The sequence below is a fragment of the Pseudomonas sp. zjy_15 genome (genome assembly GCF_043101865.1).
GTDB classification, from domain to species: domain Bacteria; phylum Pseudomonadota; class Gammaproteobacteria; order Pseudomonadales; family Pseudomonadaceae; genus Aquipseudomonas; species Aquipseudomonas putida_Y.
Window position 1 is genome coordinate 1 of record NZ_JBICII010000010.1, and the last position, 12,688, is coordinate 12,688.

A 12,688-nucleotide genomic window follows, 5' to 3' on the forward strand; every position below is an offset into this window, starting at 1 on the left:
ACACCTACAAAGAAGCCTACGACTCAACGCGGTGAGATCTCCAAGGCTAAGAAGCTAACGGAGCATCTGGGCAAGTATTCTCTCGCAGCCCTAAACGATGGCCTCACCTTGCAGTAGGTAGGGTTCATGGATCGCTTACGTTCCATGCGGTGTTTGCGACATCTCTTTTCCTACAGAGCCTAGGCAAGTATTCACTTGCGGCTCTCTGTGCTGAAATTATCGCCAATTACCGGGACGAGCGTCTGAACGAGAAAGGGCGCTCTGGGACCACTAGCAATAATACCGTGCGCCTAGAGCTTGGTTCACTGTAGCCATTCAGGAATTGGCCTGACGTTTAATCCTGTGTTCGCGTTGTCGAACCTGTGAATGGTGCGAAACCGGCTGATGGGTGCGAGCAAGGTGCACCTGTAGTGCGGACTAATCCCCCTGGAACAGCACGATTAGAGGAAAGACCAAGAGGTAAAGGCAGGAAAAGTCTGTTTTTCGACCGAGTCATGATTCTTTGAGCCCCACGTAGCGAAAGCATGAAAATCGGTGGATACTTCAGACCTTCCTTAGGTCAATTTGCTTTTGGGAGACACTCCTTCCGTACAGCTCGGGTTTTAACATGGTAAAAATACAATAGACATGGAAAGAAGGTACATCCGATCAAAGCAGTGGCCATCATGAACAGACCAAGATTATGCAGATCACTACCAACCAAAGTCACTACGTATATAGCCATTGACCCGCAGGCTAATTGCAGTGCTCCCATCAGACCGGATGCTGCTCCAGCACTTTTCGGAAAGTTTGTAATGCCGCCAGCATAGGATAAAGGCAACAAGAATCCATTACCTAATGTCATAATCGCCATATTTATTAAAACAGGCACTGAGGAGGCCGCATTATACAAACCACACAGAAATAAACTGCCAGCACCAATAGCGAACAAAGCATAGCCAACCGCTATTAAATGATTGATGGGATATTTTTGAATTAGATTTCGCGAAATAAGGTTGCCGACAATATAAGAAAACGCAACACCGATGTAACAATAACTGATCGCAACCGGCGTCATCCCCATCACACTAAAAATAACTGGCGATGCGGCCAAATAGCCAAAGTATGCGGCATAGGCAACACATAAATTTACCGTATAGGCTAAAAACAAAGTATTGATCAGCAACCCCGGATAATTTTTTACGGTTGCCAACAACGCATGGTGCCGTTGCTCTTTAGGGAAAGTTTCAGGAATTTTCGTAGCGACTAATATCAGCGTTGCAATCCCGAGCGCAGCAGTAAATAGAAATGGAGCCCGCCAGGAGAAATGCTGGGTCAAATAACCACCAATAATTGGTGACAGCGCTGGCGAAGCGCCAACTATGGGCATAATTGTAGCAAAGACACGGCCAGCGGTTTTTTTGTCAAAGATGTCGGCGACAATTGCGCGTCCAATCACCACACCAGCACCAGCACCTAGAGCTTGCAATAGGCGACCGATAGCGAATACCGTAACATTCTGCGCAATCGCACACGTAATTGACGCCGCGGTAAACAAAATCAGGCCACCAAGTACCAACGAACGACGACCATAAGTATCAGACAACGGGCCATAAATAACCTGCGCCACAGCTAAGCCAATCAAATAAACCCCAAAAGTCCGCTGTAGCGTAGCAATTGGTGAATCTAATGCAATCGCAGCAACTCCCATACCAGGTAGATTGATATCGGATGCAATCAATCCACTAGCACTAAGCAATACTAGCGCCGTGAGTAAAATGCCATAAGGGATCTGAGTGGCGTGTTGACTCATCGCATCACCTCCGCACTAAGTAAAAAAGGAATAACTTGTATTGCTGCAAGCAGGAGCAAGCTAGTTTTTTCAAGAGCACCTCACTACTGCGACACGATGTGTCACGTAACTAGCGCACACACGTGCCGCTCAGAATTAATTCAACATAGTGATTGGATTGGTCCGCGTTATCTCGATAAACCGATCTGTCGTCAAGCCAAATTCAGTGAACCACTCTTGGCTTTGAAGCAACCAATCTGCTATATCAGGCTGACTGGTTTGCCCCAAATCAGAACTATATACAACGCGCGGAACGCGAGTTACCACCGATTGAAAATCTTCTTTGCTCTGATAGCCGAGCAGATAAGTAAGAGCTGTCTGCTCTACGTACACCATACTTGACTGAGCTAAATCAAATAGCTCGCTGGCACTTAGTCCGGTTAACGGGTTAGCCGGCTGGTTTAACATCAAACGCGGAACCTGAAACTTCTCTGCCGCATCAATCAATAACAATACCTCTTCACGGTTAGCATGACCGGTAGAGACGACGATCGGATAATCGCGCGCCATACGCAATATATCGCATGTTTGCGACGTCAAATGCCCGTTCCCATCCGATACCTGCAATGGTTTAATAGGACAATTTTGTAAGATCGTATGACTCAAATTTCGCGTCAGACGACTTTGATGAAAACGACCAGTAACGGTCGGCAAATGCACTATCAAACGTCCAGCTCCCTCCCCATGCTGACAGAGCGCCCGCTCGACGTATCGCCAATCTATGCCGCCCGCTATTTCATTAAGCACGATGGAGCCAGACACTGGCAAACCGGCACAACGTGCCTCCCACGCTTGTGCGGCACTACAACCCAAATGGTTTTTTAATACCACCCACCCATTCTCGGCTTGATAACGTCGGCCCGCCTCTAATACCGAATGGCGCCGCACATATGAATCTGGTCCCGCATGATAGTGCACATCGATAAATGATGCTTGTCGCATATCAAGCGCCGGAGTCAGCACACTCATGCTTTAACCCTTTCGTAGGAGTGACTAGCATCCGAAGTTTTTTCTGCGATCCATGGCTGGTCGTAGCGAAAGCGCTTGCGCGCTTCGACTAAAGGCATGCCGCCACGAATCGCCTCGCGAATCTGTTTCTCCGTGCGCTCCACATTTTCAGCACGTGCCAATACATCCAATAATCGATCTGCTGGAACAACCAGAACGCCATTGTCATCCCCCATTAACCAATCACCATTTTTCACGGTAACGTCACCAACTTTAACGTCTTGCTTTAATGCTGTGACATGCACTCGGTTTTTACCTGACACCATATTCACTGCAGTGCTAAAAAGAGGATAAGACATCAGACCGATTTCGCTTATATCACGTGCCGCTCCGTACACAACGCTGCCTGCAATGCCCTTTAATTGAGCCATTTCCGTCAGAATACCGCCCCAGTTCGTACAATCGCTACGACCTTGGTTATCCACTAAAACTACATGTCCAGCAGGGACTTCGTCAATATAGTTCCCAGCATTGTGAAAGGTGCTTCCATCATGGTCCAGGCTCTGGTACTGAACCGTAAAAACAGGACCAGCTAATATTAAACTTGGCACGCGGGTCGTTATTCCCCGCAGCGCACCATATATGCCGAAGCTATCCATGGCATCACTAACTGCCGGAGTATCGAGCTTCAAAAAACGCAGACGCAATTCGCTGATATTCATATTAGTCATGCTGTCATTTATGAGTGATTAATTTGGCGCGCAACATAGCCCAGGCAATAAATTCGCAAAAGTAGTGAATGATTTCTGGGCCGCGCTTAGGAATAGTTAGTGAAAACTCCCGCTCTTCGCCCAGATATTGAACCTGGCAGCGTAGCTCAAGTATGCCCTTGTAAGGTGGGTACGTATCGCCCACCAACCAGGCATGCATCGTGGCCGATTTAGTATCACTACTTAATTGAAGATGTGGTAAATATCCAGCAAAGACGCCTTGCGTCATTTCGTCACGTAAACTCAGTGCCGGGGCAATACTTTCTCGGACAATATCCATGGCTGTACGCCCATCAGTACTGACGACATGTGGCGCAAACAATATTTCTATTTTTTCTAATAATACAGCTTCTTGCTGACAGCCGTAATTAATAGCTAGTCGCACATCAACATACGGATAACGCCAAAGATAGCTTGCGTTAGCCTCTGGAGTCTGCGCGATGAGTTGATCAACTGCATCGGCGATTTCTGACTCAATTACACCCAACAACCGCCATTGATAGACTTTCTGGTGCGGGATATGGGCATGTTGTGCCAGAAGTGCGTCGAGCATAGGCAGGCACTCATTAGGAGGGCCGGGCAATACATGAACTATTTTCCCTTGCCAGTGCAAGCTAAAACCGCTTGCAGTGCCATTCTCATTAGGCAGTATCACTGCATCTCGCGGAAATAAAGCTTGTTTCCGATTACTTGGATGCACTTTCAATCCAAAGTTTTTCAAGCGGTTTTGTATTGCCTGCCAGTTGGCACTATCGAATTCCAGGGGTCGCTCGGTGGCGATGGCAACCGCCTCACGTGTTAAATCATCGGTCGTCGGTCCCAGTCCGCCACTGATTATCAATGTATCAGACTTGCCAAAGCAGATCTCTAAAGCGTTGTTGATTGCCGCTAACTGATCACCACATGCTATTTGCAGGCTCACTTGATAACCATGGCAATGCAGTTTTTTGGAAAATTCCGCCATATTGCTATTAACAAACTCGCCACGTAACAACTCATCGCCGATGCAAAGAATACTTGCGCGATGAATAGCGAGGGGGTGGGCGATCTCGGCTAAAATTGCTTGAGCCATTTCTTGAGTGCCCGCATTGCCACCCAGATCGTATGTGACTGTCTGGCCGCGCTGGATGGTATTTTTTACTGCCTTCTCAATTCTGGCTGCAGCCTCATGAAAGCCAAGGTGGCGCAAGGTTAATCCTATTGTCATAAACATCGCAGCCGGGTTGGCGCGGCCTTTGCCCGCCATTTTTGGTGCGCTGCCATGCACTGGTTCAAAATAGCAGAGTTTGTTTCCGACATTTGCGCTTGGGGCAAGGCCCAACCCTCCCATTACGCCTCCCGCCAAATCAGACAAAATGTCACCGAACATATTTTCGGCAACGATCACGCCAAATGCTTGCGGACGACGTTCCAGCCACAGGGCGACTGCATCTACATTATGAATATCGGCTTCGATCTCGGGATAGTCGGCAGCGACAGCATAAAAAATATCTGCTACAAACTGCCCACTTTCACGTAATACATTAGGTTTGTCTGCTAGCGTTACTCGAGTATGCTTGTGCTCAATCGCATAAGAAAACGCATGTCGAAATAACCTTTCCATGCCATACTTGGTCTGCAGTCGCACACTAAATGCCGCATTCTCCGACCCGCTTTTTTCCAAGTTAGGATGTTTCAGCATTCCTTCAAGTGTTTTGGGTACGCCGTGTTTATCGAGGCCTGAATACATACCTTCAGTATTCTCACGAATCACACAAAAACGAAACGGCTTCCGATTGCCTAGCATATGTTGTACCGGTCGCACATTTGCGAACAAATCCAGGCGTTGGCGCATTTGAATTACAGGAGAAACATACTTGCAGTTTTTGCCTTGCAGTGCTGGCGCAAGTTCGGCTTCGGCTTCTTTTTTTCCTTTGCTCGTGATGGCACCTAGCAAAACGGCGTCACTTTCGGCGATTTGTTTCCACGTTGTTTCGGGTACCGGGTCCCCGTCACGTTTCCAGCACTCCCAGCCAATTTCACCGAACTGAAGTTCGATTGGAAGATTAAGGAGTTTTAATACTGGCAATGCGGCATCACATACTTCTCGACCGATACCATCCCCTGGCAATACAAGTAATTTTTTCATTTGATTGTTGTAATATCCTGACAGACTGCCCGCTTGACAGGTCAAACCAGCAGCTATAATTCATAGTTATTCAAAAGACGGCTAGAAATTGTTTTTCTTAACTAAGAAAGTCCGCAATCAATCTAAGTGCTGTCTCAGGAGCTTCAGTTACCGGCCGCATACCGCAACTAGAAATTCCAATGGCGACTTGTCGTCGGCTATCACCACTCATTATAATACTATCGATATTGACAAGGCGTGATGCCGCGCCATAAATCTGTAGCATATGACCCGTATAATTATTAACTTGGCTTCGTGCGTCAGCCTTTATCAATTGCGAAAAACCTATTCGCAAACGCTGACCAACACCGCTTTCTTCCAGTTTAGTTAACGGCCACGGTTGATACTCATCATTTCGTTCCGGTTTGACGTAATGTTCTAGCAAGTGCAACGCTGCCGTCTCACCTTGCGTATCTAAAGACATCAAAATGCTTGCTAAGTTACTTTGTAATTCAGCGCTGCATCGCGTCGGCGCTGATAAACCCAGAACACGTGGACAAGTCTTCAAAAAGCCCGACAACAAAGAGTTTACCAATGCACCGCCATAAGCTTGGCCAACAGCCAGATCAATCTGCGGATGATTGGTACGCAGATACGCATCCCAATGTTCTGAGGTCGCATGCAATGTACTGCCTTCCTGGGCCAGGGATAAGCTATCATAGACGTGCACCTGATAACCGCGTGCAACCAGAAGATCCAATAAAGGCATGCAGAACGCCGCTTCATCCCACTCTGCCAAAACTGGTGAAAACACAACTGCGATGAAATCTGACGGAGGGCCAAAGACGGATTTTGTTAAGTGGGGACGACTAGACAAGTGCATTTGCATAAACCTCACCAATATTGTTAGCGCTGGCCGTAATGCGTGCTTTGTCGTCAATAGTTAAATCAAACATGCCAAGGATTAGGTCATCCAGGGGCTGAACCGGACGAGCGAGAGCTTCGATACCCTCCAAAATTTCGACCTGCTCCAACAGCGACCTACAATTATATTTATCTGCCTTATATGCCAAGCGAAGATAAATAAGCCACGATTCCAACTTCAGATTTCCAGCCCCCTTACCCATGCCACGTAAAGAAGCATCAATGAAGGTCGCGCCGGCATCAATCGCTGCAATGCTGTTAGCTGTAGCAAGACCAAGATTGTCATGCGCATGAAACCCTAATTCTAAACCGCTGGTTTCGCGAATTAGGCGTACCAAATTGCCAACCCTGGATGGAGTCAGGCTGCCGTTAGAATCAGCCAAATACAGTACATCCGCACCTGCTTCACTAGCTAACGAGGCATGAGCAACTAATTGTTGAAGTGGCTGTTTGCTGAGACGAGTTAAATTTAAGCAGACCGTCATTCCTTGTGCTTTTGCTTCCTTGATATAATCACTCGTTACTTCAGCCCGCTGAATATCCATGCAAAAGCGGAGCATATTGACACCCAGACGGCGTAGATGGCCAATATCATTTTTTGCTATATTTTTTGGATGAGCCATTACACATAGGCAAGGTTTCGACACACTGTCGCGCAAGGCACTGATATAAGAATCTTCTGAAAGCCCAGTAATGCCGATATCGCCTATGGTTTTAAAAGACCCGTTCCTATATCCAATCTCAACCCAATCTACTCCACTTTCAACCATTTGCTGTATGTGTTGCTGCGCATATTCAAGTGTAAATTTAAAATCATTTCGATAGCCACCATCACGCAACGTAACATCCAAAATCTGCACTTCAGCCTTCATATATATCCATATATATCTCGAACCCATGCAACTCTAAAAGCCAGAAACCTCTATTTCATTAACAAAGAATAGAAATTCAAGCACAGCACCTTCCACTTGAAATCAAGATACACTTCAAGGCCGCATAAGTATTCTGCTGTCGCGAATGCGTAGTCATAAACTAGGCTTATTCATTCCGCACAGGGGATCTTTAAATTAGCTTGAACCTTGGCCATGCTTCGCTCACAATCCACCCGATCCGTCTAACCAATTGAGTTACCACTACAGGTATCTCGCTGGCAAGCCAGCGGTGACGGTCTTTGACCTATCCCTCAAGAAGTCGAGAGGTGATTAAATTGCGCATACTTTAACGTCCACGCATCAGGACAACTTTGCTCACTCCAGCCTTGTTTCGAATTTCCGTCGCACGTGTATAATCGGAGGACTTGTACCATTCCTCCGCAATGTCCAAGGATGGAAACTCAATAATCGCAGCTCTATCCAAGGACGGAGTACCCTCAATTTGACGCATATCACTTCGACTAACTGCAGATATCACGCGACCTTGATATTGCTTCAGAGACGGAAGGACTAAGGATGCGTACTCCGTATACGCATCTGGATTGCTTACCTGAACAAAGAACACAGCATATCCAGGCTTGTTGACGCTAGCCATTTCGGGTTGCGGCTGTGCCGACGCAACGCTCGCCGCGAGAGATGTCAAAGTGGCAAACGCTAGAACTCCACTAGCGAACACACGACGAAAACTCGACTTAGTCATTTTCATACTGACGTTCCTTTTTTGCTCAATTGCAATCACTGTCAGTATTGCAGAAAACGGTGATACAATCTAAGACTGATATTGACACACTTAAGACCATACGAGCATCACATGAATTTTAAGTTACTTCGCGCCTTTGTCGCTGTTGCTGAAACCGAAAATATCGGTCAAGCGGCTGAACGGTTGCACATCTCACAGTCGCCGCTTAGTCGTCAGATCATGCAATTGGAAACGCAACTTGGCCTCACCCTATTCGAACGATCACGCCAACGGGTCAGGCTGACGGACGAAGGTCGATTATTTCTTCTTGATGCACAAAATCTGTTGTCGCAGGCAGAGCGCGTCAAAGCTCACGCCCATCGTCTCGCTCAGGGAGAGTGTGGCACTCTTGCAGTCGGCTACGTCGAGGCCGTCATGCACGCTGAAGTATTGCCTCAAGCCCTCCGATACATTAGGGCGCAACGACCAACGTCTAACGTCACACTTCATGCACTATCTTCCGCCGCACAGGTCGAGGCCTTATACCGTCGAGCGATTGATGTAGGAATGCTTTATTCGCCCCCCCATGACCCGGATATTCAGGTAGTAGAAATCATGAGTGAGCCCGTGATCCTTGCATTGGCGTCAGATCATCCACTGGCAGGTCAGCCCAATATTCGAGCTGATGATCTCGACAGTCTGCACTGGATAGCTCTAGCCGAAGCTCGGAATCCCGATGCCCGACGGCGCTTTATTGAAAGCTGCCGATCATCCGGCTTTGTACCGGATATCCAAATGGAGGCAGATGACCTACTAACCGCGCTCCGTCTTGTTGGCGCAGGGCTTGGAGTAACTCTCGTTCAATCCAGCCTACGCGATGCTCTTCCAGGCCGGCTTACTTTCCGTGATCTCCCTTGGTTCCCCTCAGCGGTCAAGGTATACGCAATGTGGCGCAAGGACGATCCAAGGCCACTCGTGGGTGCCTTAAAGAAGGCCCTTTCTGCATAGAGCAGGGGCTTGGGTAGCAACGGAGTAAAAAGTACAGCTGAGCCTGTCCCGTGGCAGCGGACGCCAGGAAGCTGGCTACAGAGCCAACTGCCTCAAGCCTTTGCGTATTCGTTCGGTGCGCTCATCACTAGCGCGGCGCCTGGGCTAAACGAGGGAGGCCGCACCACTGCACGTTCCAGTCCATCGGGCGATGGCCATCAACCATGGGCAACCCCATAAGAACCCTCCCAGTCTGCTCCACCCCCCCCCTCTGCCAACGTCCACAAATGTACCGCTGTTGGTTAACCCCCTCCAGGACGCATCTCGACCTGCCGTGGGTTGTAGAAGGTCATGCCAGGCGGAATGTCCCGCGTAACCAACGACATCGCGCCAATCACCACGTCATCGCCAATGTCGATACGATCAGCAACGATGCAACTGTTGGCGCCCATGCTGACGTTGTCGCCAATGCGCAGGGCGTACTCATCCAGCCCCAGGGTCTTGATGCCGATCGAGCAGTTCTGCCGGACGAAGAAATTGCGCCCGATGCTGACGTACCGGGTAATCACCACCCCAGGCAGGTGCGCGATGCGCAGGCCGGGGGCGATCTGGGCGCAGATGTCGATGTCTACGGCGTACTTTAGGTTAAGGCGCTGCTGCATGCGCCTGGCGTGGCGCCGGGCAAGGCCGCCGCGGGCGTCGAGGTACTGGGCCAGGCGATAGGCGAAGAGAAAACGTAGTTTGTTGTCCTTGTGTGCGCGGCGCAGCACGTTGAACAGTAGGCTGATACGGCGTCCGGGCCTTTTCTTGTTGGCGACTTCCAGTCGCCAGCATTCGAGCAGGTGGTCGAGGTTCACGCTGAGGTTCCCGTTGGACTACCGCTTCATCATGCCGAATTAGTGCCGAAGACGCAGCCTTCAGAGATACGCGGCCGTTCTCACAGAAAGTGTCAAACCGACGCCATCAACGGTGATCGACTGCACCTGGCCTTGCCCTGATTGGCACAGGCTGGCTAGGCTAGCGGGCCAACCGTAGAGACTCGCCATGTCGGATTCCCGCTCCATCACGCTGGATGAAATCGATCGCCAGCTGATCGCCCTGCTGCAAATCAACGCCCGCGAAAGCGTCGCCACCCTCGCCCGCCAGTTGGGCATCGCCCGCACCACCGTCAATTCGCGCCTGGAGCGGCTGGAGAAAAACAAGGTTATCTCCGGCTATGGCGTACGCCTGGGCCAGAGTGTGATAGGCGGCGGGTTGCAGGCGTATGTCGGGATCAAGGTACAGCCGCGTTCCGGCAAGGACGTGGTGCGGCGCCTGAGTGCCATGGGCCAGGTGCAGCAGCTGTGTGCGGTAAGCGGCGAATTCGACTATGTGGCCTGGCTGCGTACGGACTCGCCCGAGCAGCTGGATCAGTTGCTCGACCAGATTGGCAGTGTCGACGGGGTGGAGAAAACCACCACGTCGATCATTCTCAGCAGCAAGGTGGACCGTGGACAGCCGCTTTGAACGGACTGGCGCTCGGGTGGGGTTATCGATGAGGCCGGTTGTAGGAGCGTGTTTACCCGCGAATGGGGCAGAGAATCTACCGCCGCATTCGCGGGTAAACCCGCTCCTACAAAGGGCCAGGGCGGTTTTTGAATTACCTCGACCGGCTGCTTCGTCTTAATGAACATGAGCTTAATCATTACGACGAAACTAACTACATTCAGACAACACTCTGCACCTTAATTACGAACACCCCACTCCCTAAAATGACAGCCAGGCATCTCCTATACTCAGGCTCCGCTCCTCGCGCAGCCTCTCTGGCAAGGTCATTTCATGAACAAGAAGAACCGCCACCCCGCCGACGGCAAGAAGCCAATCACCATTTTCGGCCCGGACTTCCCTTTTGCTTTCGACGACTGGCTGGAACACCCGGCAGGCCTGGGCAGCATTCCAACTGAGCGCCATGGGGAAGAGGTGGCCATTGTCGGTGCCGGTATCGCCGGCCTGGTAGCGGCCTACGAGCTGATGAAGCTGGGCCTCAAGCCGGTGGTGTACGAGGCGTCCAGGCTGGGCGGCCGGCTGCGCTCGCAAGCCTTCAATGGCACTGACGGGATCGTTGCCGAGCTGGGTGGCATGCGCTTCCCGGTGTCGTCCACCGCCTTCTACCACTACGTCGACAAGCTGGGCCTGGAAACCAAACCCTTCCCCAACCCGCTGACCCCGGCTTCGGGCAGCACAGTGATCGACCTGGAAGGCCAGACCTACTACGCCGAGAAGCCCACCGACCTGCCGCAACTGTTTCATGAGGTCGCCGACGCCTGGGCCGATGCGCTGGAGAGCGGTGCGCAGTTCGCCGATATCCAGCAGGCCATCCGCGACCGTGATGTACCGCGCCTGAAGGAACTCTGGAACAAGCTGGTGCCGCTGTGGGACGACCGCACCTTCTACGACTTCGTCGCCACCTCGCGCTCTTTTGCCAAGCTGAGCTTCCAGCACCGAGAAGTGTTCGGCCAGGTCGGTTTCGGCACCGGCGGTTGGGACTCGGACTTCCCCAACTCGATGCTGGAAATCTTCCGCGTGGTGATGACCAACTGCGACGACCACCAGCACCTGGTGGTCGGGGGCGTGGAACAAGTGCCACAGGGCATCTGGCGCCACGTACCGGAACGCTGCGTGCATTGGCCAGAGGGCACCAGCCTGAGCACGCTGCATGGCGGCGCACCACGTACCGGGGTCAAGCGCATTGCCCGCGCCGCCGATGGCCGCCTGGCGGTCACCGACAACTGGGGCGATACCCGCCACTACAGCGCAGTACTCGCCACCTGCCAGACCTGGTTGCTGACCACCCAGATCGACTGCGAGGAATCGCTGTTCTCGCAAAAGATGTGGATGGCCCTGGACCGTACCCGCTACATGCAGTCGTCGAAAACCTTCGTCATGGTCGACCGCCCGTTCTGGAAGGACAAGGACCCGGAAACCGGCCGTGACTTGCTGAGCATGACCCTCACCGATCGACTCACCCGCGGCACTTACCTGTTCGACAACGGCAACGACAAGCCCGGGGTGATCTGCCTGTCGTACTCGTGGATGAGCGACGCACTGAAGATGCTGCCGCACCCGGTGGAAAAGCGCGTGCAACTGGCCTTGGATGCGCTGAAGAAGATCTACCCGAAGACCGATATCGCCGGCCATATCATCGGCGACCCGATCACGGTTTCCTGGGAGGCCGACCCGTACTTCCTCGGCGCCTTCAAAGGCGCGCTTCCCGGCCATTACCGCTACAACCAGCGCATGTACGCGCACTTCATGCAGCAGGACATGCCAGCGGAGCAGCGCGGTATCTTCATTGCCGGGGACGACGTGTCATGGACCCCCGCCTGGGTTGAAGGCGCGGTGCAGACGTCGCTGAATGCGGTGTGGGGTATCATGAACCACTTGGGTGGCCACACCCACCCCGACAACCCAGGCCCAGGCGATGTGTTCAACGAAATCGGCCCGATCGCCCTGGCGGATTGAGACAAGGAG

Annotated in this window: 11 protein-coding genes and 2 pseudogenes; 5 read left to right on the forward strand and 8 right to left on the reverse strand. The window is 51.4% G+C overall.

Annotation, left to right across the window (positions count from 1 at the left end):
* Positions 1–96, forward strand: a pseudogene (locus ACF8EF_RS00890) (integrase); the annotation flags it as partial.
* A gap of 113 nt (positions 97–209) precedes the next feature.
* Positions 210–345 (forward strand): annotated as a pseudogene (locus tag ACF8EF_RS00895) (site-specific integrase); the annotation flags it as partial.
* A gap of 214 nt (positions 346–559) precedes the next feature.
* Here the strand turns inward: ACF8EF_RS00895 and ACF8EF_RS00900 are convergent.
* From ACF8EF_RS00900 to ACF8EF_RS00930, 7 genes are all read right to left on the reverse strand, one after another.
* Positions 560–1,792 carry a multidrug effflux MFS transporter gene (locus ACF8EF_RS00900; protein WP_392460342.1) on the reverse strand — a complete coding sequence of 411 codons (1,233 nt, stop codon included), beginning with the start codon at positions 1,790–1,792 and terminating at the stop codon, positions 560–562.
* A gap of 135 nt (positions 1,793–1,927) precedes the next feature.
* Positions 1,928–2,794, reverse strand: coding sequence for a DUF6282 family protein (locus ACF8EF_RS00905; RefSeq protein ID WP_392460352.1), 867 nt, complete (start codon positions 2,792–2,794; stop codon positions 1,928–1,930).
* Between the two features lie 2 nt (positions 2,795–2,796).
* Positions 2,797–3,501, reverse strand: coding sequence for an RraA family protein (locus ACF8EF_RS00910; RefSeq protein ID WP_392460343.1), 705 nt, complete (start codon positions 3,499–3,501; stop codon positions 2,797–2,799).
* A gap of 13 nt (positions 3,502–3,514) precedes the next feature.
* Positions 3,515–5,677 (reverse strand): isocitrate/isopropylmalate family dehydrogenase, encoded by a 2,163-nt coding sequence (locus tag ACF8EF_RS00915; protein ID WP_392460344.1) that lies wholly within the window; start codon positions 5,675–5,677, stop codon positions 3,515–3,517.
* A gap of 97 nt (positions 5,678–5,774) precedes the next feature.
* Positions 5,775–6,545 (reverse strand): hypothetical protein, encoded by a 771-nt coding sequence (locus tag ACF8EF_RS00920; RefSeq protein WP_392460345.1) that lies wholly within the window; start codon positions 6,543–6,545, stop codon positions 5,775–5,777.
* The gene (locus ACF8EF_RS00925) at positions 6,526–7,452 is read right to left on the reverse strand and encodes a nucleoid-structuring protein H-NS (RefSeq protein WP_392460346.1); all 927 of its coding nucleotides are present in this window, start codon (positions 7,450–7,452) and stop codon (positions 6,526–6,528) included. Before ACF8EF_RS00925 ends, ACF8EF_RS00920 begins: the two co-directional genes overlap by 20 nt.
* A gap of 346 nt (positions 7,453–7,798) precedes the next feature.
* Entirely contained in the window at positions 7,799–8,218 is a 420-nt protein-coding gene (locus tag ACF8EF_RS00930) for a DUF1330 domain-containing protein (RefSeq protein ID WP_392460347.1), read from the reverse strand.
* Positions 8,219–8,323: 105 nt separating this feature from the next.
* Between ACF8EF_RS00930 and ACF8EF_RS00935 the strand changes: the two genes are divergently transcribed.
* Entirely contained in the window at positions 8,324–9,199 is an 876-nt protein-coding gene (locus ACF8EF_RS00935; RefSeq protein WP_392460348.1) for a LysR family transcriptional regulator, read from the forward strand.
* Between the two features lie 281 nt (positions 9,200–9,480).
* Here the strand turns inward: ACF8EF_RS00935 and ACF8EF_RS00940 are convergent, their stop codons facing one another.
* Positions 9,481–10,035: a serine acetyltransferase gene (locus ACF8EF_RS00940; protein WP_392460349.1), complete on the reverse strand. Its 555-nt coding sequence runs from the start codon at positions 10,033–10,035 to the stop codon at positions 9,481–9,483.
* Between the two features lie 187 nt (positions 10,036–10,222).
* On the opposite strand from ACF8EF_RS00940, the gene ACF8EF_RS00945 reads away from it, so the two are divergent.
* The gene (locus ACF8EF_RS00945; protein ID WP_003255583.1) at positions 10,223–10,684 is read left to right on the forward strand and encodes an Lrp/AsnC family transcriptional regulator; all 462 of its coding nucleotides are present in this window, start codon (positions 10,223–10,225) and stop codon (positions 10,682–10,684) included.
* A 312-nt stretch (positions 10,685–10,996) separates the two neighbouring features.
* Positions 10,997–12,679, forward strand: a complete 1,683-nt coding sequence (locus tag ACF8EF_RS00950; RefSeq protein WP_176683517.1) for an NAD(P)/FAD-dependent oxidoreductase — start codon at positions 10,997–10,999, stop codon at positions 12,677–12,679.
* Positions 12,680–12,688: the final 9 nt, after the last annotated feature.